15 protein-coding genes and 1 pseudogene are annotated in these 24,668 nt (G+C 60.3%); 6 read left to right on the top strand and 10 right to left on the bottom strand.

Annotation, left to right across the window (positions count from 1 at the left end; genetic code table 11):
* Positions 1-263: 263 nt before the first annotated feature.
* The 10 genes from X733_RS151910 to X733_RS1000000169540 form a co-directional block, all read right to left on the bottom strand.
* Positions 264-455 (bottom strand): hypothetical protein, encoded by a 192-nt coding sequence (locus X733_RS151910; protein WP_023672407.1) that lies wholly within the window; start codon positions 453-455, stop codon positions 264-266.
* 311 nt (positions 456-766) lie between these two features.
* Entirely contained in the window at positions 767-4,141 is a 3,375-nt protein-coding gene (locus X733_RS151915; RefSeq protein ID WP_023818724.1) for an ATP-binding protein, read from the bottom strand.
* Entirely contained in the window at positions 4,138-6,297 is a 2,160-nt protein-coding gene (locus tag X733_RS151920; RefSeq protein WP_023672410.1) for a serine protease, read from the bottom strand. The genes X733_RS151915 and X733_RS151920 overlap by 4 nt, the downstream gene beginning before the upstream one ends.
* A 31-nt stretch (positions 6,298-6,328) precedes the next feature.
* Positions 6,329-7,507, bottom strand: a complete 1,179-nt coding sequence (locus X733_RS151925; RefSeq protein ID WP_023672411.1) for a serine protease — start codon at positions 7,505-7,507, stop codon at positions 6,329-6,331.
* Positions 7,504-11,346, bottom strand: coding sequence for a DNA/RNA non-specific endonuclease (locus X733_RS1000000167145; protein WP_050588653.1), 3,843 nt, complete (start codon positions 11,344-11,346; stop codon positions 7,504-7,506). Before X733_RS1000000167145 ends, X733_RS151925 begins: the two co-directional genes overlap by 4 nt.
* A 118-nt stretch (positions 11,347-11,464) precedes the next feature.
* Positions 11,465-12,307, bottom strand: a complete 843-nt coding sequence (locus tag X733_RS0134710) for a matrixin family metalloprotease (protein ID WP_031214812.1) — start codon at positions 12,305-12,307, stop codon at positions 11,465-11,467.
* Positions 12,308-12,575: 268 nt separating this feature from the next.
* Entirely contained in the window at positions 12,576-13,511 is a 936-nt protein-coding gene (locus X733_RS151930) for a hypothetical protein (RefSeq protein ID WP_196813724.1), read from the bottom strand.
* A 179-nt stretch (positions 13,512-13,690) separates the two neighbouring features.
* Positions 13,691-14,608: a DUF3616 domain-containing protein gene (locus X733_RS1000000167140; RefSeq protein WP_023818722.1), complete on the bottom strand. Its 918-nt coding sequence runs from the start codon at positions 14,606-14,608 to the stop codon at positions 13,691-13,693.
* A gap of 36 nt (positions 14,609-14,644) precedes the next feature.
* Positions 14,645-16,717, bottom strand: a complete 2,073-nt coding sequence (locus tag X733_RS1000000170205; RefSeq protein ID WP_050588652.1) for an N-acetylmuramoyl-L-alanine amidase — start codon at positions 16,715-16,717, stop codon at positions 14,645-14,647.
* 165 nt (positions 16,718-16,882) lie between these two features.
* Positions 16,883-17,080 (bottom strand): hypothetical protein, encoded by a 198-nt coding sequence (locus tag X733_RS1000000169540; RefSeq protein WP_155924196.1) that lies wholly within the window; start codon positions 17,078-17,080, stop codon positions 16,883-16,885.
* Between X733_RS1000000169540 and X733_RS151935 the strand changes: the two genes are divergently transcribed.
* The 6 genes and pseudogenes from X733_RS151935 to X733_RS1000000168020 all read left to right on the top strand — a co-directional run.
* Complete coding sequence (locus tag X733_RS151935; RefSeq protein WP_155924195.1) at positions 17,079-18,707, top strand: hypothetical protein; 1,629 nt, start codon at positions 17,079-17,081, stop codon at positions 18,705-18,707. The two genes, X733_RS1000000169540 and X733_RS151935, sit on opposite strands and share 2 nt — an antisense overlap.
* 230 nt (positions 18,708-18,937) lie before the next feature.
* Positions 18,938-20,260 carry a DegT/DnrJ/EryC1/StrS family aminotransferase gene (locus X733_RS1000000167130; RefSeq protein ID WP_023827285.1) on the top strand — a complete coding sequence of 441 codons (1,323 nt, stop codon included), beginning with the start codon at positions 18,938-18,940 and terminating at the stop codon, positions 20,258-20,260.
* A 241-nt stretch (positions 20,261-20,501) separates the two neighbouring features.
* Complete coding sequence (locus X733_RS151940; RefSeq protein WP_023818719.1) at positions 20,502-21,851, top strand: hypothetical protein; 1,350 nt, start codon at positions 20,502-20,504, stop codon at positions 21,849-21,851.
* Between the two features lie 178 nt (positions 21,852-22,029).
* Positions 22,030-23,061, top strand: a complete 1,032-nt coding sequence (locus X733_RS0134695) for a hypothetical protein (protein WP_023818718.1) — start codon at positions 22,030-22,032, stop codon at positions 23,059-23,061.
* 100 nt (positions 23,062-23,161) lie between these two features.
* The gene (locus X733_RS151945) at positions 23,162-23,791 is read left to right on the top strand and encodes a hypothetical protein (RefSeq protein WP_155922515.1); all 630 of its coding nucleotides are present in this window, start codon (positions 23,162-23,164) and stop codon (positions 23,789-23,791) included.
* A gap of 195 nt (positions 23,792-23,986) precedes the next feature.
* Positions 23,987-24,290: pseudogene (locus tag X733_RS1000000168020) on the top strand (ATP-binding protein); the annotation flags it as partial.
* Between the last annotated feature and the right edge of the window lie 378 nt (positions 24,291-24,668).

Below are 24,668 nucleotides of genomic sequence, written 5' to 3'. Positions count from 1 at the left end.
AAGCCGGACGAGTAATTCAAGTCTGAGCAGCGTACGGCCGAATACAGGGCCCGTTCCAATTGGGGCAATCGGCCGGCACTGGCGGTGGCGTGATGGCGACAGGAACAGTTCTCGATCTTTTTACTTCGCCAACCACTGCTTTGCGCCCCCGTCTCGGCCGTCCAGGGCCTCGTAGCCGCCGCCTGAAAGCGGACGTCCCCGACAGCGAAATTCAGTTCGAGTGTGTGCTTGAGCGGACAAGTTTGTCTTCGGATCGCTCTATCTTAGCAGGGGCGCCACGAACCCACGGTCGATCGATTTGGTTGCGCCGCCGCCAGATCTCGGCCAGAGGAGGTCTCGTGGCGCATGAGAGAGCGCTCTATGGCGCGGATGATCGCGATCAGCAGCAGATTGATCACGAGGTAGAGCACGCCGGCAATGGCGAAGATCTCGAAAATCGCGAAGGTCTGGCTCATCAGCCGCTTGGCGAGGTGAAGCCGTCGAGAACTGGCGCGGCGTCGCTGCTGAAGCCGGCATCGGCAAGGCCGAAGTCAACCGCATGGCGTCGGCGTTCGAACACGACGACCTGTCCCAGGCGCTTGCGTAGAAGTGTAGATGTCATCCCTGAAACGCAGGCGCTTCTCGGGCTGACAGCGTAACGCCGGTGGAACGCCTGGTCGGCACAGGAAGCGCCCGAGCCGGCCCGGGCCGATGGACGGAGGCGGGATCATGCGCAGCCGGTTCTTGAGACCGCGAACGCCACATTTGTTCGGGCATCGGGCCATTGTCACCCGTTGCGAGTATGCCCGGGAACGACCATCTCGACATTTACCATTTTCGTGCGTGCCTGCCGTCGGATCTTGTCCAAACTCTGGATGTCAACATTTCGATTGGCATCGATCAACTCGCACAGGCGCCGAACTACAGTATCAAAGTCGCCCGCACGATCAGCAAGCATCAAGTATTCGATCAGGTCCGCAGGTATCCGTGAGCGCCGTAGCGTCGACGTGATCTGGCCGAAGAACCCCTGGCGCCCGGGGTCGTATCGATCTGATGAAACCTCCTGCCCTACCACCTGTTGCCAAGTTTGGGGCAAGCAGGCGTTGAGCAAATAGGCGAACGGCACGATCCACTCAGGCTGCCTGACGGAACAGTACTGTCGCGCGAAACGCTGAATTCGGCTGCGGTCACCCCAGGTCGCGATCGCGCTCAAAAGGGTTGTCGCCTCAGCGATGACGTCGCGCTCCTTGAGTATCTGCCTTGGAACCTCCGCCATCGAGCCGCGCTCGATAGCGTCTCTATGCTCGGTTGCAAGAGCGCGGAATTTGTCGGAGGCTCCGCGTCCGCGCGAACCGCTGCCGCCCGCCCAGTGGACGAGAATGGCATATTCGGCAAATGAGATTCCGCCCAGTATGCGATCCTTTTCCGCCTTTGCCCAGATCGTCAGTGCAGTGCCTTGGGTTTCGAAACCGACCTGCAGCAGGAATCGTAGCGAGCATTCCCGCATACGGCCCTGGCCGGAAGCGCCGGCGAGCGAATCGCCGAGGCGCCATTCGATGTGGGCGAAAAGCGTGGGGTCGTAGAGTCCTGCGGTGATCAACGACTGCGTCAGCGCATGCCAGTTGTCGTTGCCGCGGCTGCTGTACAGCGAATCGATCAACGCAGGATAGCGTTGGGTCCAATACGCTGGCGGGCGTTCGCCGGCAAGCGAGAGCTGGGCTACGTAGAATGCGAATTGGGTGAGATCGAACTGGGCCGAGGGGATCACCAGAGCGGCCGGGTCGAGGCGCGACCAGAATCCGCATTTGATCTGGATTGCCTGCCAAGCACTCTGCTGTCCAACATCGTCGGACGAGGCCGGCCTGTCGCGCTCGGCCAGAAGCTGTACACGCGGCTCGATCCTGCGGTCGTTTATGCCGCGCAGACCGCTGCCGGTGCGACCGAGATGCTCCCACAAGAGATCATCCGGGAGCTGACTCATATGGTCGAATTCGAGTGATCGTTTGCCAAACTTCGCTTGAATCAGATTCCAGGCTGGAGAACCGGTTTCGAAATCCTGGATGTCGACCACGAACTCGGGGAGGTAACCGTGAAGGCTCCGATCCGAGTAGATTTCCTCTTTGTCGCCCCGCAGCAGGACATAGTATACGTGCTCGACGGGGTCCCGGTCGGCGTAGTAAACAATCAGCGCCTCGACTACCCGGTTGAACCTCTCCGGATCGCGGCGGCGCATCAGCGGGAGCGTGCGCGCCCTGAGTTCCCTGCGGTGACGAATGCTGTCACCGCCGGGCTGTCCTTCGACGAGCCATGTCTCCCGGGACAAGAGATCAAAAGCCACCTCAGCTTCCGACGCATCAAGTCCGCAGACCGGCGCCAGCACCTCCCGCGCCATGTGGCGCGTGACGTTGCGCGCAACCAGCCCGGGCCATGCAAGCTTGCGGGCGCGTTCGTCGCGGACATGGTCCAGGATGCGCCGCTCATAGAGTGCGGCGACGAACTTGTCGTCGGCGCTTTCGCCCAGCCGGACGATGTCGTCGACGACGGTCGCTCGCATGTCGGGCTTCGTGTCGCGCACCATCTCGACCGCTACTCGCAGGCTGAGCGGCTCCCGGCGGCTGTCGGGGTCCTTCTTGCGCCCCGCAATCCGCCGCGACCAGCTTTCAACCCATTCATTGGGGAGCAGGTCTTTGCCCAACTGCTCGACCATGCCCCGCGCGTCGTCTACTGAGAGCGGTTGTAGCTTCAGCGGGGTGACCTCAAACGCATCGCCGACCGAAAGCTGGTCGACACCAGACCTTCCCGCGGCAACAACGCAGAATTCGAGAAATGGATCCTCGGAATCGGCGCCCAGGGTACGCAGCAAGATGACGACGCCCTCCGTCGCTGCCAGGTCGGACTCCACTATCTCCAGCGTGTCGAGCACCAGCAGGAACGTCGCGGCGCCATTCAACCTGAGCGCAGTTCTGATGATGCTGCGAAACGTCTTGCACCATTGCCTGAGGTCGCCGGTCGCCCGGCCCATGAGCGACTGCCGCATTTGTTCGCTCAATTGATGGAGAGCCTGCTCAGCGTTCGGATACTGGAAGGACAGTTGACGGCAGATTTCCAGCAGCATCAAGCCGGGGCCGCGAGGCTGGACATCCGAGCGGTCGAAGTCGAGATACGCGAACGGAAATTGCTGCCGGGAAAGCGTCGCATGATCGTAGAGGAACTTCGCCACCAGCGCCGTCTTGCCTAGGCCGCCGCGCGCGACAAGAGAAAGCAGCCTCGGCTTGCTGCGGATTACGCGATGAAAGCCGCGGCTGGCCGATTCCAGGACGGAGTGCGAAGCCAGCTCATCGACAACGCTGCGTAAAATGAGCAGTTCCTCGGCCCGCCCGACGAACCGGTCTCCCACGCTCTTTGGCGCCTTGGCCGGATCTACTCCGATCAGAATGCCGAGCGGGATCAGGATTTCCGCCAGGCCGGCACGTCGCCGGCATTCCGCCAGCGAGGGGACGGAGGGCGAGATGTTCATGACGCCCTCGAGTTCTTCGCGGGCGGCCGTGATCGCACGGCGGTGATTGGCCAAGAGCGCATCCGAGACGCTGCGTCCGCGGAGGAATTCGCGCAGATACGTGTCGGCGAGTTTCTCGAGCTCGGCGTTCGGGGTCGACAGCATGGCGCGGTCGTCGGCCTCGTACTCACCAAGCAAGCTAGGCAGCGCGAGTGTCGCGTCGACCGAATTCAGCAATCGCTGTCGCTCGGCATTCAAAAGACGCAGGTGTTTGGCGCCCGAAGCAGAAACAAGAACCGACTGGCGAAGCAGCCATGCTCGCGTCCTGACGTCAGGGTTTAGTGCGTCGAGGTGGTAATTGTAGCTGATGGCCGCGCGCAGCAACGCCCCAGAAATATCAAGCGGGGGTGTCGCGGCATCGGCAGGCGTGGACAGGCCCGCTGCCTCAAGCGCCGGCAAGTCGGGACCGCCTTTCTGCGCTCCGAACTCCGACACGTCCGAGCCTGGTCGTGCCGGCTCGAACGATGGTAGGTTGGGGCCCGTCCACGCCGCGTCGAACCGAACGATCGTCTCCAGAGCAGTCTTTCCGACCGCTTTCTCCAACTGGTCGCGAATGTCCGACCTTGCGAGGAGATTGGTCAGATAGTCGGCGGAGAGGCTTTTCATAGCTTGTGCCCGCTGCTCTGGTAGGCGCCGGCAATGAGATTTGCCAGAATCTGCTGACAAACGCTCAACGGCGTGTGGTCAAGATTGCCCTTTGCGTGTTCGCCCTGCAGAACGCCGGGCACCAGCAGCAGTACGCCCGATGCAAGGGCGAGCGGATCCTGCAGGATGCCGGCCTCGTCAAAAGCTGCCTGAAATGTGGCCGAGATATGCTGGACTTGCACGTCGGCCGGAGAAAACGTCTCGACGGACATGTCTTGCGAGGTCAGGAACTCTGGAACGGCTCCTAGGAATAACCACTGCAGCTCGGCGCGCACGTCCGTCACCGCACCCTCATCAATGTCGGCGCCGATAAGGCCGGCTGTGAACTTGCGGACCTGAGATGACAGCGGACGCTGGTCGAGGTCGTCCAACAGTATCCAAGTTTTCGCCCATTTCACGGACGACACCATCACCGGCGGATTCGCGTTTGCGATGGCGAGATCCTCTTGTGTGTTGGGACGCCCGAGCGCGATGTTGTCCTGAACAATTCGTTTCAAGACTTCGGTCGTGTTGACCGTGGTCGTGCGGTGCGCGGCGAGCCGCTTGGAAAACCACTCCGGCATCTCCTGGGATTCCCAGCGATCGACCTTGTCCCCGTCCTTGGCGTCTTTTGGCAAGTCAACGCTGGGCCTTGGTGGGAAGGCGCCAAGGTCTTCCTTCGACATCCCGAATCCGGCTGCGAGCGCGAGCACGAAGTCCTCCAGAGTTTCGGGAATGAGCTCGGTGTCGCCGCCCAACACGATAATATTCTGCGTTCCATCGGCCGCCAGAAAGGTCCTCACGATGTCCGCCGTGAACGACTTTCCGGCACCCTTCTGTGGCGCATCGGCGACATAAACCCTGTTGCTGCGGCTCCTTGTCTGGGGCGATGGACTTGTCGCGTTGTCGAGCCACGTCTGAAGCTTATCCCTGCCCAGCACCGGGACCAAGGCACTTCCGGGCCGTGTCACGCGCCAGATCGATTTTGCCGCTCGCTGCACGGAGTTGATCGGAAGATGTGTGAGGACTTTCGGATGGATTGCATCGATGCGGACGGCCAGATTTCCCTTGAGTACCCCTGCAGGCCTGTATGCAGCGCTGTGGATGCCGATCAGTTCCATCCGGCTGTTGAGACAGGGGGCGCCAGAAGAGCCCTCGTCAGTTTCCAACTCATAGATCACACGGGTGTTGGGATCCCAGTTGCCGAGTATCCTGCCGAATGCGTGCTGCATTGACATGCCTTGCGGATGCTGCGGCATGACGACCTGGCTCTCGACTGCGTAGGCCGGCGGCGCAGGCATGTCCACGGCGAACCAGCCACGTCGCGCCCTGAAGCCGCCGCTGACGGGAAGGTTTCCAACAGCTTCGTCCAGCCTGATAAGCCCGAAATCAAGATCGGTTGCCAGCTGCGCGAGCTCTTCGTCGTTCAGCGCCGCCACGGTGCCCGCCCATGGAACGGGCGAGCTTTGTGCAACCAACCAGTTGGTTGGGTGCAATCCAACCACGCGCACGCCATGGAGATTGGCGAGGTCGGCCGTGCCCTGAATCGGATCACCCGCCCAATAGTCGAAAACGACCTTAAACGATTGAGGCACCTGGGCGGACCGACCTGATGAAAGCAGTGGGTCGAAGGTGTGTAGAGCCGTCAAGATCAGGTCGGGACCCACGAGAAAGGCGGTCCCGCTTGTCGAGACAGCTTGACCTTGGGCGTTGAGGAATGTTCCCACCACAATGGCCACCCGTGGGCGGACCTTGGTAAACAGCTCTGAAAGTCCTCGGTCGGTGATGAAATGGCTGCGCTTTTTCAGCAGCGCCTGGAGGGCGTTTGGCGGCGCGGCCGGCATTCGAACCGATCGCGCCAATGCCGCTATCCTTTCCTGGTGATCCCCCGACCATGAGATTTCGAAGAAGAGCCTCTCGGCGAGATCGCACGCAAGTCCCCTTTCGTTGAATTCATGAAGGAGCGCCCGAAACAGGGCAAGCACGGGGTCAGCCTGCCCGGCGGACTTCTCCTTCACGAACGCCTCGTAGTCGGGAACAATCTCGAAGGCGCGCACTTCCCGTTCAAGACGGCTCGGCGCGACGTCACGCGCGCACGCAGTGGCAAAGACGTCCAGTTCTGCTGGCGTCAGCTTCATGTTCGCAGTCTCGGGGCAAGACGCTGGCTTTTCATGGCCGCGGCAGCAGATTGCCCAGTTCGGGGTGGTTCACGATGTCATCCGCCGGGATGGCGCGGTTGCCGGACTTGGAGTCTCCCCAGTAGTGCAGCGCGCGGACGTCCGGCGCGGCAAAGCCGACGACGGCGGCCCCCGAATAGCCGCCGACCGTGGAGGCGTCGTGGACGATGTGCGTCTGTTCCGGGGCTACCGGGTCCATCAACTCGCCGAAACTCACGCGCTTACGCTCGTCCGGGCGGCCGAATACCGCCATGATGTCGTCGGGCACGCTCTCCAGATAGCCGGGGTGGCCGACGATATATAGTCGGTCGATGTCGAACACATCGGCGCGTGATACGGCAAGGGGAGACGGGCCGGCGCCATGCACACATTCGACGCGCAGCAGCGCGGCGTCGACAGGATCGGAATCGGAGGCCACAAACGGCACGTCCATTATCCGGTAGAGGATCTGCCTTGCCGCACCGTTGTCGAAGGCGAAGTCGAGCAGCACCTCGTAGTCACCCTTCATGCGGGCCTTGTTCGTGCCAGGGAAACGCCGCGCGATGCGTACGCCACCGTCAGGCGGGAACAGGACGTGGCGGTTGGTCAGTGCCAGATCAGGGCCGATCAGGAATGCCGTTCCCTGGACCCAGGGAGGCCGGTTGGCAATGAGCCGGTCGGTGACCCGCACTGCAGCGGTTGCCGACGTGACCGTCCAAAGGTTCTTGAAGTGCTCATCGGCGAGCAGTTTCCACAGACCGGCCTCCGGGTAGACGCCAATGTCCTCCAACCCCTCCGACAGCACCCTGACCGCAGGGCGGCCGCGCACATGGACCACCGCCTCCAGAGCGATCGCCTCGGCTTGGTTGAGTGCTCCGTTGGACGCTACGTCGAGTTTCAGAAGCGCCCGGTTGGCGCTGGCGACGATGGTACGGGCGATCCCTTCCGCCTCCGCGGGGCCGATAGGTCGGCCTTCCTGGACACGCGAGGCCATCAGTCGCCTGGCGATGGCTAGGACGTCGCGGTCAGCGGGACCGCCGCTGGACGCGCCACCCGACTCCGCGCCAGTGCTTTCGAGACTACCCATCGGTTTCGCCACACCGCCTGCCTCAAGCTGGCCCGGGGCGCGCCCAAGGATCTTGTGTACGCGGCTCGCTGTATGCTCAAGCCGCAGCGTGTCGATATCGCTCATGGCCGCCCTCCCGTGGCGGTGGTGCGTGTCAGAGACGGCCCCAATTGTGTCCGCAAGCCCCTGGAGATCCGCGCCGGTGGCATGGCTTCCAGACTGCCCTCGCGGGCACGCGCCATGCGGGCACGGTCGAGCCCCATGCAGGCAAGCTCCAGCAAGCCCTGATTGTCGCTAAACAGCGGGGCCACCGCCTCGAGCTGGCTGAAGGCTCCGGTCTCCGCCAGCAGATCCCGCACCTGATCCGTCGTCGAGCGAGCACCGGCCGCTTCGGGTGCCCCCGCGAAGTCGGGCGCGCGGCGCAGCAGCGCTTCGGCGTTGACGATCCCTGCCCCATACTCGTCCGTGTCGAAGCCGGGTGGTACGTGGGCGCTTCGTTGCACTGTCGCCTTGAACACAGACTGCAACTTCGTTCCGGGCCTGAGGTTCTGAACAAGCTGGTTGCGCCCATGGTGGGCAAGCCAGCACGCGGCGACGCCAGCCAGGTGAGCGACCGCGTACGATGTTCCCTCGCCGCCGCCCACCTTGCCGGCATTGGTCGGATCGCGCGCGTCAGCGCGCAGCACAAGTTCTGCTGGGCCGGAGATATCCACGGCCTGGCCGTGGCTCGAGCCTTTCCAGGGCAGCATCTTCTCATTGATGCCGCCAACCGCCACGACCTCGTCATAGCGCGCCGGCCAGACGACCGTCCCGACGCAGTTGCCGGCTGCTGCGAGGACGATGATGTTGGCGTCCACCGCCTTACGGACCGCGGCTTGCAATGCCGAACCAAAAAGCCCGCCCAGGCTCATGGTGATCACATGCGCGCCCTGCAGCCTGGCATGGTTGATCGCCTGGGCCACGCGGCTCTGGTCGATAACGACGACGGAGGTGATGGCGCGGATCGGTATCAGGGTGGCCTCCGGCGCGCTGCCGCTCATCGCGCCAGCCTCGGGACTGGCAACCACGCTGCCAGTCGAGGTGCCGTGGCCAATGTTGCCAGAGCCCTTCATCGGATCGACGGGCGGTTTGCCGGGCTCGATGAAATTGGCCGAGCGCTTGTCCTTGTCGACTTTCGTGGGCATTTCCGTGTGGGTTGGCACCACACCGGTGTCCGGCTGGAACACGAGGATGCCCTTGCCGCCGCGCGGGCGCCCCTGCGCCTGCGAGAATGCCCAGGCCTGGCGAACATTGGTCTTGTTGATTGCCCAGTCCGGGTCCAGCGGAGCGTCGTCCTTCTCGTCCACCCAACACCAGAAGGCAAAATTCGCGCTCTCGGCGGTGCCGTCCGCCGGCGGCGCCGCGCCGACGGCGAAATAGTTGGTCGACAGGTCCGGCTCCACCGTTTCGCTGCCGAGCAGATGGTTGAGGTGGCGAGCGACGTCGAACAGGTCCGAGCGATCAGTGGCGACCACGCCTGGGATGGTGATGAGACGGAAACGGTCGAGCTGAGGATCGGCATCGAACAGCGGCCCGACCTCGACATCGAGGTTGAGCGCTCGGCTGACCTCAGCGCGAATAGTGCTGTCGGTCATCGGGGTCGACAGGGTGACGACGAGCCGAATATCGTCGGCGGAGGGCTTTTGGCTTTTCTGCACGTCGCCCCAGAAGGCCACAATATCGGCGATGTCGGCGCCGGCCGGCGGAGGCGGCGCGGCCGGACCTTCGCCGGCCGCCAGCCCGGCGGCGACCCCGGCCGACGCCATGATGCCGGCGCCCTCGGCGGTGGTGAACTGGTCCGCATCACGGATCTTGCGGGCGAAATCGACGCCTGCGAGTTGCTCGATTTCGGCGATCGGGCGCATGTACTTGACCCACTTGTCGGGCACCACCAACTCGGTGTCGACGCCCGACAGGTCCTGTTCCAGTGTGAAGCCGTAGCTCTGCAGCCGGCCCTCGGTGCTGGCGACAATCAGCTTCCAGAACTTTCGAGGGATCTTGATCGCGATCTCGCCCTCCGTGTCGACGCCGCGAAAGATCGGATCGTCCCCGGCGAGAACAGGTCCGCCGAAGACCGCCAGGTTCTCGGTTCGCGCGCTCTTCAGCACCAGGTTCTCAAGCGCGCCCCAATTGTCGCCCTCCTCGTCGGGCCGATTGAAACGGGCTGTCTGCGGGGAGCAGTTGGTGACATGAAACGTGTCGCCATTGGCGTTCTGCATCTCGGCGTAGGTGTCGCCCCAGGCGACGTCCTCCCGCCGCACGATATGACCCTTGTCGAAGGCCTTGCGGTCCTTGTTGTAGAACTTGTCCGGCAATTGCTCGGTGTCGAGGATTCGCCCATCGCCGAACCATTTCTCGCTATCGTCCTTGCCCATGCCGCCGAGGCCCTTGCGGCCATAGTCCGCTTGTGGCCGATTGCCCGGCCTCTTCCTGGCGGGATCGGCGCTGACATTTGCCGCCGCGAAAAGGGCCAGCCGTCGCGCCTTGTGCATAACCACTGAGAAGTGATGGTAGGAGATTTCGTGGCTGCCATCCGCCATGCGGACCAGTTCGTTCGGGCGTCGCGGCTTCGGCATGGGGACGGAGACCCCAAGGAATGTCGGATTATAGCCTTTGCGTGTCGAATAGTCGGTCTCGTGCACCGGCTCGACGGCGCGCTCGACGATAACCGTCGCGGTAGCGTTGGATTGTTGCGTGGTCACGGACGCGGCACCGAGTTGCGCCTGGCCGAGGCGGACCGTGATTTCGAGCGGTATGGTGATGCGCGTTTCTTCGCCATTCGCGGCCATTGCACGTCCTCCTGAGCCAGATGATGGGGATGCGTCCGCGGCGATAGGCCCAGTCGTGATGTCGACGGGCTCGGGCCGAGCCGAGCCGGTGGACACTTGGCGCCAGGCGTCGTCCCATGCGGTCGCCCTGCGCGTGACCGGGCCTGCGAAGGTCACGCCCGTGTCGATGACGCGCCCGTCGGCGGCCAGGGCGCCCGCGGGAACGCAATAGTTTGCGACGGCGTAACGCCCACCGAAGTGGAGACCGAGCACATCGCCGGTCTCAAGATCGAGCACGCACGACCCCGAATTGCCGCCGAGCGTGGAACTGTCATGGAGGGCAGCGTCGACGACGCGGTTGTAGTAGGTGTCGACGGCTGCGATCTCGCGTATCTTTCCGGGTTGAAGGCGCTTGATGCCGTAGACCCCCGCGAACACATCGTTCTGGATGTCGGCGGGGTTGCGAATGTCGAAGGTCGGATAGCCGATCACGGCGACTTCCTTGCCCGTCATCGCGCCGGGATCGAGGGTTGAGAGACGCAGATGCTGGCGGATCGCGGGTAGACCTTCGACCTCAAGGAGGGCCATGTCCCAATGGGGGTGGATCATAGCAACCCGCAACACCTGCAGATAGGCCGTCGCTGGGAGACCGCGCTCCTTCAGGAAATCGATGCCTGCTTCGAGCCCCTGAATGAAATTCAGACCCGACGTCCCGAGGCCCTCCGCGAATGTCTCCGCGACATGCCGGTTGGTCATGAGCAGTCGGGGTCCGACCACGAAGCCGGTGCCGCCATAAGGCAGCGTGGGGTGATTTGGCAGTTCAATCCGGCCGATGCCGGGGAACTTCGCCTTCAGTCGGTCGCGGAGTTCCGGCTTGTTCAGATGCAGCCAATCGGGGTGTCGTGTGCTGAAGTCGCCGCCCACAATGTCAATGGCGGGTCGCTTCGCCGGCAAGATGACCGCTTCAAGATGGTAGCGTTCACGGGGATCGAGCATTTCGCCACGGTCCAGCTTCTGAAGTGTGGTGCGGGTCAGAGTTTCAGCCGCCCCCGCGCTTTCCGGCCCAGAAGCACCGGGCATCATTTCTTCGATCGTTTTGGACGCCGTCGTCTTCGTGAGGAATTCGCGCAGCTGATTTTGCGATGCAAAGGAAGTCATGACCGATTCGATGCCTCTTGCGTCAATTTCCAGTGCAGAACTATCTGAGTTCAGAATATGGGTGGTTTGCCGACGGTTTGGGTCTGCACTGGCGAAACCCGCTCCGCTGTCGCGAATCTCAAGCCCCGGGCAATGGCGCGACAACGGTCCGCGTTGCCGCAAGCGCCAGCGCGCTTTCGGTGGCCGCGCCGCTCGCATGAAATGGCTTTACAATTCTGATCGGTGTCCCATTGATCTCCGTCAACAGGCCGTTCCACACCATCTGATAAAGGCGCTTGAGATCGAATGTGTCCTGGGAGGTTAGCTTACTGTCGTTGCCGTAATTCATTATGCTGAATTTCTTATGCTCCCCGAAAATCTCGGCAGGCCAGTCGGTTTCGCTGATCAATGCAAAAAAATGTCTCAAGCCAAATATGTGGCCGATCTCATGGATAAGCGTTTCGACCTGTTCTTCCGAAGGCTGTTCGAACATACGCGGATAAAGCGTTAGCTTGTGACGCCCTGCGTCTGGGAAAAACGCACTGGCCAGCACGCACCCATTGTCATCGCAATCGTCCGTCGATCTCATGACGACTTCGAAGTCCCAGGAATCGTCGCGCTTGGCAAATTTGACGGGAGCCGAGTCGCCCCACTTTAAGATGGCTTGGCCGAGCAGTTCTTCTACAGCCGCTTTCGCCGCGGCCTGATTTTCAAACACTGCGAAGGAATTGTCACGGAAACGCCAGCGCAGTGTGGTGCCCTTGGCCCACAGCGGAATAAAGCCCTCGGACGCATCGACCACAATTTCTAGCGGCGTGCGTCCGTGTGGCGTTGTGTGCCCCCTCTTTTCCGTGTCGCAACGCACACCCTCTCTAATAATGTGGGCGTCTTTGACTTGCGCCTTTTTCGTTCTCGTCAGTTTGAACGGATTGGCGTTACCAGCTTGTTTGGACGCCGTAGTCTTCGCGTGTGAACGTGCCATCGACCTATCCTCCAATACGTTCGGTGCATGCGCATTGTTTGCGCTGACGTCAGTTTTACGCATCTTACACATTACAGCAGTTAGAAATTATAATATATGTCATACTTGTTTGCATGATACAACAGTATATTATGATAAAAACAGTATCTATGCGACTCAACACAAGACCTTTGGCAGTTCGATCAAGCTGATCTGTGCTGCCAGAAATAACTTACGTGTGTCGCGGTGACGAGAAACACCTGCCGCTGCAGTTGACCTTCTTGTTTGCCTATCCAGCTTTCACCGAGACGTGTATGTGGGACGAGTCCTCAAAGAAAACCCAGTCGCAACCCGCATCCACCGCCAGGCGAGCTAGCCTGCCGAGCTTTGCACCGTCGACCGGATTGGTCGTGAGGTCGGCGGCCCTGCCTTCGTAATGGAGCGAGGCGTCGGCATGTTCATTGTCCTCATCCCAAGCCTCCGTAACCCGCAGCTTGGCGCCGGGCCATTCCGACGCAACCACATTGGCAAGGGAATCCAGTTTGCTCTTGAGGCGGGGCGTCATCATGCGATCCGCGCCGGTGTTTTCCTCGTCCTTGAATACGATCTTGGCGTTTGTATTCGTGACGAGACCGGCGAATTCGGGATCGGTGCGTGTAATTTTTTTAGTGATCGGGCCGCAGGTCACCAACTCCGATGCGTTGGGGACCTTTTGACCCTGCGATAGGTCGCCAGTGGTAAATGTCGCAGGACCGCCGCCTACCCGTCTATCGGATGAAGGCCTGATGCCGAAATATGCGTACGCCGCTGATACTGCCAGGCCAAGCCAGGTGGAGCCGATATCGGAAAGGGTCGAACTGGCCTTTGGGTAGAGCATGACGCCGACAACGAGTGCGGCCAAGCCAGTTGCGATCCATGCCAGAAGGTAGAGCACAACAACGGTGTTGGTCGCGTAGACGGCGGCTTTGGATTCCGGCGCGAAGGAACCAAGGGTGGGCGCATTTCCTGGTTCGGTAACCGTCAGGTGGGCAATGACCAATGCAGAGACCAAGCCGCCTACGGTGGTGACGACATACTTGAAGCCGTCTCCAAATAACGGAGATGCCGGCTCGCATACCGGCATGGACCGACAATTCTCGACGACCAACGAAATCACATAAAACGTCGAAAACGAAAACAGGCATAGAAGAAGTACTGCGATAACACTGCCGAAGAATGCAGTCATCGGAGAGTTCATACCCTTAGCTCCAGGTTACATCGTAAGTGTTTCTGCGATTGGCGGTGAGACGCTGACGACACACCTGCCGCTTTTCATTTGCTGTCAGCTCACGGTACTCGGCGGCTAGGCCCCGCAGTCGCATCTAGTTGATCGCCTCGATCCGAGTTCGTAGTTCTCGCTGCCGCTCAGAGGGGAACGTCAATGCTGGAGAAGCCGCGCTGATCTGAAGGGGGATCCTCCTCCTCGACTTCCGCACAACGGTCTCCATCGTCACTGATAATCTGGAGCGCGCGTCCGTCCTGGAGCACCATGGCAACTTCCGGATCAAGACCGGAGAGATTCGGTTGTGTCTCCCAAGCCACCGCTTTGTGCTCGGGCTCCCCATCCCACCAGTAGAGCGCGTAATCGACGGCTGCCGCGTCACTGGCCTTGCCAGCAACGATCAAATAGTGATCCCCAACCCGTTCCAGGCTGCGAATGCCGCGCCCATCCAGGTCGAGCATCGCCGTATCGCCGAATTCAGCCAGACTGTCTTTCGCGGCGAGCACCAGGTCGGCGTTCTTCAGCTTCACAACCGCCGCCTTGCCGTCGACGAGATTACGAAACCCGAACAGCAAGCCTCCATCGGGTGCGGCGGCGAGACCCTCGATGTTGATGCGACCGTCGGATGATCCTGAAAGCTTCACCAGCTGCGGCTTCAGATCCTCGCGCAAGACCCCCGTCGGTTCGAGCGTCGTGCCGCCGTTGCCCTGCACAATCCGGGTCGCGAAGATCACCTTTCTCTTTTTGTCGCTACCGCCCGAGCTATTGGACTGGGAGGCAGTCCAATAGACCGTGTCGCCTCTCGCAGTGGCGCCCTCGAGATCAGACTTCTCGTACCCGGTGAATGTCGTAAGATCCACGGAAGCAGAGATGGTGGGTGATCCGCGCTCATAAATCCGGATCACATTCGACTCGTCGCTTGCGACGGCGAACCTTGATGGGCCGATAAACGCTCCGCCGGAGGGCTCGCAAATCCCACTGTATCGCTGCAGGTCGGCCGTCGATCCGGCCGCTGCGGCTCCGCAAAAGAAAACGATAGCGATGCCGACGCTCCTGTTCATAGCTGCCTCCTTGCTGCCGTCTGTCGAACCCGCCGGCTAGACAATCCCGATTTCAATCAAAAGCGCGCAGGCATCGCCGTACCATTTTGCCGCCCGGTCGAGATGATCGCCATAAGTGCGCAGACCCCACGGACTATGCGCGCTGCTGTAAAGTCCGCCGGCGTTGAACGCGGCTGCCACGAAGATCGGATCAATGCCGCTCTTGTCGAGCCGGATCCGTATTTCTGCAGCGCCAAGATCAAGATTGGTCGCAAAGTCATACAGCGGATGACTGTCCGGTTTGGGGTGGGGTTTGGCCGGATACACCGGTGCGACCGCAAAAGGATCGTAGTTGAGGCCGAACGCCGTGCCTTTCGAGCGGATGACCCAGCGCGCCGTCGTGCCGAGCGATTGCACGGGGCCCGCCGAATAGTCCCCAAGCGTCGGCGGATTGACGTCATCGTTCTCGACATGCGCCTCCCAGCGAAATGTCTTCGGGCCTGTGAACTTGTCGGCTTTGTAGATGTGCGTCTCGGTCGCCACCGTCATCAAGAGCAGCGCCGGCGGTATGCCGTGTTTGGCGCTCGCGGCAAGCAGCTCCGAGCCCATGTATTGCATGATCTTCCTTATCGTATCGAGACTTTGCTCCGAACGCTGTTGCTCGACGGTGCCGTTCTCGCGGGTGGCAAGGCCACGCGCGTCGTACCGCCATTCCCTTGTTCCGTTGCCGAAAGGATGCCAATCCTTCTCATCCATTGGCGGGACGGCCGTCGGCGCGAAAGCAATCGAGGGCGCGCTGACAGTCTGCATGCGGTCCGATCTTGCAACATTGAGGGCAGTCGTGGCGTGATCGGCATCGAGCCGCACGGCAGATACAGCGAGGTCAAGAAGAAGCTGGCTTGGATTGCGCAGCCGGCTCGGGCGGGGGTTGGCCTTCGGCCAGGAATAGTTTTTGGTCGTGCCGCTCGAATAAGTTTCAAAATGCAGCATGTTCAATCGGCCGACAGTGCCGATCCGCTGCCCGGCGTTCACCCGGTCGCCGACGCTCAGGCCGAGCGATGCGAGCGAGTTGGGCGAGACTTCGCCGTAGTTGACCACATATCCATCGTGCTGCACCAGGAGCGCGTTGGTGTTTTCATAGAAGGGGTAGAAATTTGCGATTCTGCCGTCTTCAACGGCGACGATCGCGTCTCCTTCGGAACAATAGAGATCGATCGCGCAGTGATAGCGGGCGCCGCCGCTTCGATCGGCAAGGAAGCGACGTGAGGCGTTGGCACCCGAAGCGCCTCCGCCGACCAGTCGCGTGTTGACTTCCAAGGCGCGCGGATGGCGCGTCACAACAGGCCAATAGACTGTGCTTGCTGTGGACGCGGCGAACGCAATCGGGTCCCCGGTCGGGATCGGCAGGGCCTGCTCGGCAGCGGTGCCGGCGTCGGCATGCGCTGCAAAGTGATGATCGATGGACCTGAGCGCGTCGTCCATGGCCTCTGGAGCTAGCTTGCTCGCGGCTCCCGCCTTTGCCGCTGCGACAAAGGTGACGTCGGGCATTGCGCGCCTGCGCGATCCCCTGCTGTAGAAGGCGACGCGGTCGAGGAACGTTTGCCAGCCATTTGGCCGCCCGCGCAGGACGCTGGGGCAGTTTTTGCCGGTCCAGTCATGATGCTGGCGCAGGCCCTCGGGCACGGTGATGCCGAGCTGCATGCCCAGAAACACGCAAAGCCGTGCCGCCCGGTCGTATGCGGCTGCTTCATTCATGCCGCGATGCATGCAGATCTCGATGCCAATGCTGGATGCATTGGCGGCAGCATGGGCGTGCCAGCCCATCTCGTTGACCGGGAGATGCTGGTAGATCTCGTTGTCGTCCACCGTGAAGTGCCACGATACCTTGCGCGCGACTGCGTCGCTGCCGCGAATGTATCGATTGTGCGCGTCGGCATCGGCGCCCGGACCGGGGTTGTCGGTGTTGTGAATGGTAATAGTGGTCGGCCGTATCCGTGTGCCAGGCCGCGTCGGGAAACCCGGTGGCAAGAGGTCGACAATGATGCCCAGCGGATCGGCGGATGCCGCGCTGGTTGCCCGGTGCGAGCCGGTATTCGATCTGACCTTTGTTTTCGGTGCCTGGGTATCCAACGCATCCTCCTTCGATGGGCAATTCAATCGTTCGAACGATCTCACCAAATCGGCTTTGCAAAATTGTTCGTTCGAGATGCTCGCAATCCTAGATCAGGAAAAAAATCGCGGGCGTGAAAACACCGTGAAATACATCGATGCGAGCTTAAGGGGTGAATGGAGCCGCTATTGTGCGTGTGTCAGCTCACGCTTACCCAGCAACTCTTGACGAACGGACTTCGCTCCCTTCAGCAGCAGGATTTTGCTTTTCCCCACGAGGATCAGCAAGGACGCATGAACATTTGCTTCTTCTAATGGATAGCGGGACGCAGAAAATTGCAGTAAGTAAATATGGGGCACAGAATACTTCTGCAGGGCGGACATGCTAAAGCTAAATGCTCTCGGCAGGCTTACCCTCACCGATGAGGGGGGGCGTGATTTCGCGCCACAAGGTGGCAAGGCGCGCGGCGCGATTGCTCTTTTGGCCGTCGCGCCTGGTCACACCCGCACGCGGGCATGGCTGCAGCAGCGCCTGTGGAGCGACCGGGCCGCGGAACAAGCGGCAGGCAGTTTGCGGGCGGCCCTTAGTGAGATACGCCGCGCGTTGGGGCCGCACGGCCAACTGCTGGTGGCCTCGCGCCATGCCGTGACTCTAGACCCAGCGAGCTTCAAGGTCGTGTATGAAGCGTCTGCCGACATGAGGCGGGCAGGCACGGTCGAGGCCTTTGAAGACGTCGACGTGCACGACCATGAATTCGAACATGTTATCCGCGACGTGCGCAGCCATGTCCTCGAGAGATGGATGCAGCAGCGTAGGGCAGCGCCGCGCCGAAGACGCATCGTGCTGGTGCGTAGCGATGCACGAGGAGCGCCAGCGGCCGATGTCGGCGCACGATTGTTGCAGAATCGGATTCTGAGCGCATTGCGGCAGATGGACGATTTGGAGATCATGAGTGCGGACGGGGACGGCGGCGCGGATGATCTCGATGCACCCGCAGGCCAACCGCAGGCGATGCTCTTGATCCGGGTGCTTTCCGTTGCGGTTGGTGGTGACGTTTTCCTGTCCTGCGAAATTCAGAATGGAAGACGGCTGTGGTCCGACAATGCAAGCGTACCTGGCGCCATCGGCGCGATGCACGAGTCGGTCGACTTGGATAGGCTTGCGCTCAACACAGTCGAACGGGTTTGCGAAGCTTTTGCCGAATCGGCATCGATTGATGGAGCGGATGCTTGCGCATCTGTCCTGGCGCACCAGGCGCGGAACCTGTTTTTTCGTCTTGACAAGAAAAGCCTCGTTGCTGCTGACAGCCTGTTCAAGCGCGCCTTTGAGATAGAGCCGCGCGGCCGGTACCTGGTGTGGCGGGGCTTCTTGCGCAATGCCGCATTCTTTCAACATCGAACGATGTCATTCCTGGACAACGTTGCGCCGGTCACCGAGCTCGCTGCGGAGGCGCTCCGCCACTCGCCCGACGATGCCGTTGTCCAGACAATCAGTTCGCAGATTGAATATATTCACCAAGGCAATCTGCGGACCCCGCTCGTGATGGCGCAGCGCGGCGTCGAGCGCGATCCGACGGACCCGTTGGGATGGGCGCTGCTCTCCAACGCCCTGAGCACAAACGGCAAGTTGGAAGAAGGATACCAGACAGCCCGGCGTGCTCTGGAACTTGCAAAGCACAGTCCCTATCAGTTCTATTTCGAGCATTTCGCTTGCATGGCCGCAACCGCTCTGGCTGACTACGATCAGGCGCTGCTGCACGCCAGAACGGCGCTTCGCTTCCGCCCGGATTTTGTCTCGACACGGCGTTATGAGGTGGCCTTGCAGCTGCGCCGCGTTGAAGTGCCCCAGCTTCGCCAAGCTGTTAAGGCTCTGCGAGAGCAGGAGCCCGACTTTGCTCCAGCGGCGCTGCTTGATCCGGCCTATCCGGTCAACACGCTGCGGCGGCTGCCGATCATGGCAGCAATAGAAAAGAAGGCTGCGGGCCGGGCCGATGACTGGCTGGAAGCGTAGCTGGCCCATCCGCTAGCGACGCGGTCTGGCGTCCTACCGCCGTTGCGTGAAATCGTCGTGAATTCGTCCCCGACGGCCTGAAGAGCCCCAGCGCCCACTATCCTTTTTTTCCTGAAGCGCATTTACTCGAAGAAAGCTTCAATCGCGTTCAGCTAGGAGGCCTTGTTGCCTGGGTGGACAAACAAACTGCCCGAACGTCGCGATCGCCTCGGGCGTGAAGAAATCGACGCATGTCGCGCACGACAACCCGCGACCAGAAAGGACAGCCTGTGACCGCACCTGAGCGACGCAGATTTGACAGTGCCGAGCGGCAACTGCTTGACGCCGCGTTGGCAGGGCAGGAACTATGGCCCTATACCAGCAGCGGCGATCCAAAGCGGAATTTCTGGAACGAGGCCCGTGAGGCTTTGGAAAACTACTATAGCGACACGAGCGGCGAGCGTCTCCGCGCCGTCCCGGCGGGATCTGGCACCGCCGCCATCCACGTCGCGCTTGGCGGCCTCCAAATTCCCGCCGGAACGGAGGTTATCGTTCCACCAATCACCGACATGGGAACTGTCATGCCGGTGATCTTTCAGAACGCGATTCCCGTGTTCGCCGATCTTGATCCGAATACCGGATTGCTGACGGCCGAAACGATCGCGCGCGTCGCTACCAGTCGCACTTCGGCGGTCATTGTCGTGCACCTGGGGGGCTCGCCTGCAGATATGGATCCGATTCTTGATTTCTGTCGGCAACACAATATCAAAGTGATCGAAGATGCTGCGCAGGCTCAGGGGGCCAGCTATAAAGGACGTCCCGCGGGAACGCGAGGCGATGCTGGCTGCTTCAGCCTCAACTCCCAAAAACACATCACGTGTGGCGAGGGCGGCTTTGTCCTCGTAAGGAGCGAGGATGATTTCCTGCGGTGCCTCAACTTCTCCGACAAGCACCGGAACCGGACCGGCGTCACGGATCCCAATAGCGAGCACTACATATACAACGGGTCAGGTGTGAATTACCGGATGAGCGACCTGGAGTTCGCCATGCTCCTGGCGCAGCTTCCCAAATTGGCTAAAGTAGCGGCTCGCTTTACAGCCGTTGGCCAACGGCTTGATGAGAGGCTGTCAAAGATCCCCGGTGTGCGGCCGCAGCAACACCACGGCAAAGCGATCTCCAGCTATTTCTTTCAAATGTTTCGCTTGGAGCCGGATCTTGTAGCGCGCCGGGAAGATGTGCTGAAGGCAATGCGCGCCGCTGCGACTTCGGTCGGCATGGGCGTCGGTAAATCCTACGGCGATGAGACCCTTTATCGGACTGGGGTGTTCAGGAACCGAAACTTTTTCGACACTTTCGGACAACCCAACAACGAAACTCCAATCTGGCCGGCCGAGCTGGTTGCGCGACAAATCTTTCCGGATATCCCCGAGACTGTCTTTGACTATAAGCAGACACACTGCCCGGAAGCTGAAAGGTGGATCGAAAGCTCGTTGCAGATAGTGTTCCACGACGGCCATGAACCACATCACGCCGACATCGTTGCTGATGCAATTGAGACCGTACTGTCTATCTAACACGGATCGCCCAGAAAATGGACAGTGGGACGGGGTATCGTCGAAGGCGAGAGCGATCCCCTGAGGTAGAACACCGTCGCCCGAAGCAACGGTTTGCCAGACCTTATGCTTGACGACACTGAGGGACATTGCGGTATTAAAATAACGATCACTGCAGGTATAACATAATCTGGCAGACCGGTGACTACACCAATGGGGGACGCGGATGCGTGTCTGTGCAAATGCTATAACGCTGATTTGGATGTTGCTCGGCATCTTTGCTATTGCGCCTCGGCCGGCTCACGCCGCCTGCGACGTTGCGGAGAACGCCTCGCTCGATACGGCGGCGAGTATCCTCTTCAACTGCTCAAGCACTATGGCTCTTGCTGGTCTGCCTGCCGGGGAGAAGGAGTTCGTTGCCAATTTTTCCTTTCCGAGGACCCTCCCAGCCGTGGAGACTCCATGGCGTGGGATCGACTTTCGAGTACAGCCTGAGCGTTACCTTCGCACTCTTCTTGCCTATGGGCTGAAGGATAATGTCTCTATTGACTGGAGGATCGAGAAAGGATCGCAAAGTTGGTGCCACGCGCCGTGGTTTCAGGATATTCGCGAGCGCATTCACGGTATGACCCGCGAGCGAGGATCGCGCCTCTTCGAACTCTCGGAGCATCAACGCTCTCGCGCCGAAAACTGGGCAATTGGGTTCTACAACGGGGTTGGATGCTATGGGCTCGGTCAGGTTTGGGGGGACCCCGCGCGACCGAAGACCAAGGGCATGGTGTTCCCGCCCAACACATTTGCAATCAAGCTGCTCTTCACCACCGCGCCGGTTTCGCGGGTGCCATATCTAACCGGGTCGAAAATATGGAACGCCGCCATTGGCGAAGGCGGCTCCGTGCAGGAAATGCGCCTTTTGCAGGTGGATGTTGCGGTGAAGGATCCAGCGGCTGGCGCCCTGACAGGTTGGGTTTTTGGCACGTTCATGTACGACGCCTATGCACCTGGTGACGATGTCTGGTCAAAGCTCGTTCCCGTGGGACTGATGTGGGGAAACGACCCTGAACTGACTGCCAAGAAGTATCAGGAAGATGGAGGCACCGTGCAGGAGAGCTGGGTCAATCCCACGGTAGCTGCCCGGTTTTTCTCGCTGCCTCGGCACCATCTTGGACTGTTTGGGCGCCTCAATGGACCCGTCGACAACTTCAAGTCTGCATGCCTTGCCTGCCATGCGCGTGCCCTCGATTGGGGTCGGGGAATTCCGCCTGAAGGCCCTGTTTTTGATGAAATGAATGGCCTTTTGCCGTTCACCATCAATCCTTACGATGAACAGGCGCTGAGACATTATTTCAAGAATCGCGCACCCACAGAACCATTCGTCGCCGAGACCCAGTCGCTCGACTATTCACTCCAGCTTGCGGGTGGCATTTTCAATTTTCGCCGTTGGGTGGATCTAAAGTTTTCATCCCAGGCCGCGGAAACGCGCGATGTTGCCCCTTACATTTTTGAAGCAGAAAAGAGCGGCAACGCCGAAGCAGCACTGTCCAGGATACTGCCGCCGACACAAGACAGGTCCCACGTGGGTCCTTCGCCGTTTTCCCGCGACGAACCATGAAGAACGCTTACCGCAACTTGCCGGTGTGAGGTCTCCCACCGCAGGGTGAGCACCTAGAGGAACGACGTTGATGCGTGCAATTGTGACTTTCGCTTGGCTTTGTGCGTGGACGGGCTGTTGTCTTGCACAGTCGACCACAATTGTATCCTGGAACATAGGTCCTGGGTTGGAGGAGTCCATGCTTGGCCGGCAAGCTGACTTCGCGGGCCTGGATGCTGAATTGTCACCCGATGTGGTCGTAATGGTCGAGGTGATCGGGCGAACTGGCGCCGAAATCGTTGCCAATCACTTAGGGCGGTCAAACTATCACGTGGCGGTATCCGACCTATCGGTTCCAAATACAGCAGCCCACGAGGGCCCGGAGGTCGCGGTTATCTCCAAGATTCCGATGATCCGCGTCACAGAGTACGATGTGAAACTCGACGGGCGGACGCATGAGGTCTTTGGAAGCTTCGGCGGACTGCAAGTGGCGGAAGAACTTCTAACTTCGAGCGGTCTTTCGCAGGTCCAGCCAACAGGAGGCAACGACCGCGGTACCCTGCGCGTGGATCTGGCGAACGGCCTTACGATCTTTCCTGTGCATCTGAAGAGCAATATCAACAATGCATGCTCCGACGCGACGGACGAAAACCGGGCATTGGAAAATATGGCCATCGATGTTCCAGCCAAGCTCACCACAGCGATAGCACAAGGCTTTGCCCGTCAAGTAGATGCCGATAAACGCAACGCGGCCGAGCGAGAACGCGTGATCGCCGCGGTGAAGGTCGTCGCCGACAAAGCGACCGCAGAAGGCCGCACAACGATCATCGCCGGCGACTTCAATACGAGTCTTGAACAGGGCAAAGCAGGGTCCGCTTTCGCGGACTGCAATCTCCAGCCGTTTGAATGCAAGAAAGCGCCCTTTCCCGCCGCAGCCTGCGTCGCCGGCGACGGGTTCGACGATACTTTCGCAATCCTGACGACACCCCTCATCGGTGCAAGCGCGTTTGCGTTGCTTACACAGGGGCTGGGTCGCACTTACAAGGACACCGCTTTTGCCGACGCTGCAATCGATCACATGGCTGTGCCGGCTGGCGATCAAGCCGATTTCAAAGCGCCGACGCTTGGTTGCAACGCCGGCGTCGACCTGGCGCAGACCGATTGGGCGGCGAAAGCTTGTCAGTTGCACGGGTCCGATCACTTCGCAGTCGTGACCACCTACGACCCATAAACGGTTTTGGCGGATCCTGAGCAATCACTCATGGAAAAGGCGCGCAGCCACCCGCCAAAACGCAGCGTGTTGCACCTGCTAACTTAAAGGAGACGGAACCGTGACACTTCAAGCTGCAGATTTCTCAGAAGACCGCTGCATGGCATGCCGGCTCAAAATCGAACACGGCGCCGAAAAGTGTCCTCACTGTGGCACATCTCAAAAGAAGAGCTGGTGGGGCAATCTTGGGAACGCGTCAACGGTCTTGGCTATAATCACCGGTTTGGCGTCAATCGCCACATTTCTGGTCGTCGGACTTCCGGCACTAACCAAACAAGTGACGGAAAATCGTGCCATTGTGGCTGCCAGCTTTGTGGGCGGAGGGTCCAGCCCGGGGGAGGCCGGGTATGTTGAAATCTTGTTCGTGAACTACGGGCTCAGGTCGGCGATCGTTTTCAAGCGGTACCCGTGTTATTCCTATACCGAAGATGACAAGCAGGTAGTGGACAGCTCGGGTCAATCATATCCAGAGATATTTATTACGACCGCAGACAATACGACCGTCGACGGCCAATCCACGAAGATCATCCGCTTTGACTCCCAGGGCGGGCTTCCTCTCCCGGAAGGCTCCCAGCAGAATGTCAAAATCACCTATCAGCTCTGCGATTTACAATTCGTCGACATATCCGATGTCCCAAAACCGGGCGCAGAGCCACGCATTCAACGCTTGCAAGTGAAGGTGCCGGTATAATGTCAGTGCTGATTTCGCAGACGTTGCGCAAGAATATGCTGACGAGGAAGGACGTCCCGGTGTTGCCGAGATATTCAGCTGCTGCCCGTCGTTCTGCAGGCGGCTCATTTCTCACCTAAGTGTCAGTGCCTCGACGCGCAAGAGCGCACGGTCTGGAGTGTCGGGTTTGCTCTGAGACGTCGAGAAGGATCAGCGCTAAGATATGCCAAGCATCATCACAAGCGGGTTCGCTTCTTCTCGACGGTCGAGCTGGTCAATGCGCTGGAACAGCAGAAGGCACAGGGACGATCGGGCCAGATCGCCAATAGCCCAGCGAGTGGGCCAGTGTCTTCGGCGATGCCAAACAACCGCGCTACTCGACCGGCTGACCCATCATTGCCACATCCGCGAAACCGGAAACGACAGCTTCCGATTCAAAAACAGCTCTGCCCACGAGCCTAAAAAAGCGAAGGAGAAAGCCAGAACCTTGACCCTCAATCCCGAACCGAAACATACATGAAAGGCGGGTCAAATCTCGGTGGAAACGCCGGGTCAGTTCTCAGTGAAAATCAACACCATAGTCATACGGAGGCAGGCACCGAAGCGCCCCCGACCATCGAAAGATTGGGGCAGCTTGTCGAACGCGCCAAGGCAATTATCACCAAAGCAAAATCTGATAAGTGGAAGGACTAGAGATTTTGATGCAGTACACTCAGCAGTCAAGGTCGCCTTCTCATAAGTTCTCCACGACGTGAATGGCAGCTTTGCGCCTCCTCTCGGTCATTGCCGTGTTGACGGGCGCTGCCCAGAAGCGGACATCCATCAAACGTCGCGCGTTGGCTCCTTTGCGCCAAAAGCGGGCGTTGCAGGAGAGAGGGGCGATGTGCCGGCCTGCCAC

This window comes from Mesorhizobium sp. L2C066B000, assembly GCF_000502335.1.
GTDB lineage: Bacteria > Pseudomonadota > Alphaproteobacteria > Rhizobiales > Rhizobiaceae > Mesorhizobium.
The sequence above is the reverse complement of the archived record's forward strand: the minus strand, read 5'-3'. Positions and strand labels throughout refer to the sequence as shown.

Bases quoted from the DNA above. Each gene is read 5' to 3' on its own strand.
- X733_RS1000000167130 (WP_023827285.1), top strand. From the start codon at position 18,938: ATGTCGCGCACGACAACCCGCGACCAGAAAGGACAGCCTGTGACCGCA.
- X733_RS151925 (WP_023672411.1), bottom strand. From the start codon at position 7,507: ATGAGCGATATCGACACGCTGCGGCTTGAGCATACAGCGAGCCGCGTA.
- X733_RS151935 (WP_155924195.1), top strand. From the start codon at position 17,079: ATGCTAAAGCTAAATGCTCTCGGCAGGCTTACCCTCACCGATGAGGGG.
- X733_RS151910 (WP_023672407.1), bottom strand. From the start codon at position 455: ATGAGCCAGACCTTCGCGATTTTCGAGATCTTCGCCATTGCCGGCGTG.
- X733_RS1000000167145 (WP_050588653.1), bottom strand. From the start codon at position 11,346: ATGACTTCCTTTGCATCGCAAAATCAGCTGCGCGAATTCCTCACGAAG.
- X733_RS151930 (WP_196813724.1), bottom strand. From the start codon at position 13,511: ATGACTGCATTCTTCGGCAGTGTTATCGCAGTACTTCTTCTATGCCTG.
- X733_RS151920 (WP_023672410.1), bottom strand. From the start codon at position 6,297: ATGAAGCTGACGCCAGCAGAACTGGACGTCTTTGCCACTGCGTGCGCG.
- X733_RS151940 (WP_023818719.1), top strand. From the start codon at position 20,502: ATGTTGCTCGGCATCTTTGCTATTGCGCCTCGGCCGGCTCACGCCGCC.
- X733_RS0134695 (WP_023818718.1), top strand. From the start codon at position 22,030: ATGCTTGGCCGGCAAGCTGACTTCGCGGGCCTGGATGCTGAATTGTCA.
- X733_RS0134710 (WP_031214812.1), bottom strand. From the start codon at position 12,307: ATGGCACGTTCACACGCGAAGACTACGGCGTCCAAACAAGCTGGTAAC.
- X733_RS1000000167140 (WP_023818722.1), bottom strand. From the start codon at position 14,608: ATGAACAGGAGCGTCGGCATCGCTATCGTTTTCTTTTGCGGAGCCGCA.
- X733_RS1000000169540 (WP_155924196.1), bottom strand. From the start codon at position 17,080: ATGTCCGCCCTGCAGAAGTATTCTGTGCCCCATATTTACTTACTGCAA.
- X733_RS151915 (WP_023818724.1), bottom strand. From the start codon at position 4,141: ATGAAAAGCCTCTCCGCCGACTATCTGACCAATCTCCTCGCAAGGTCG.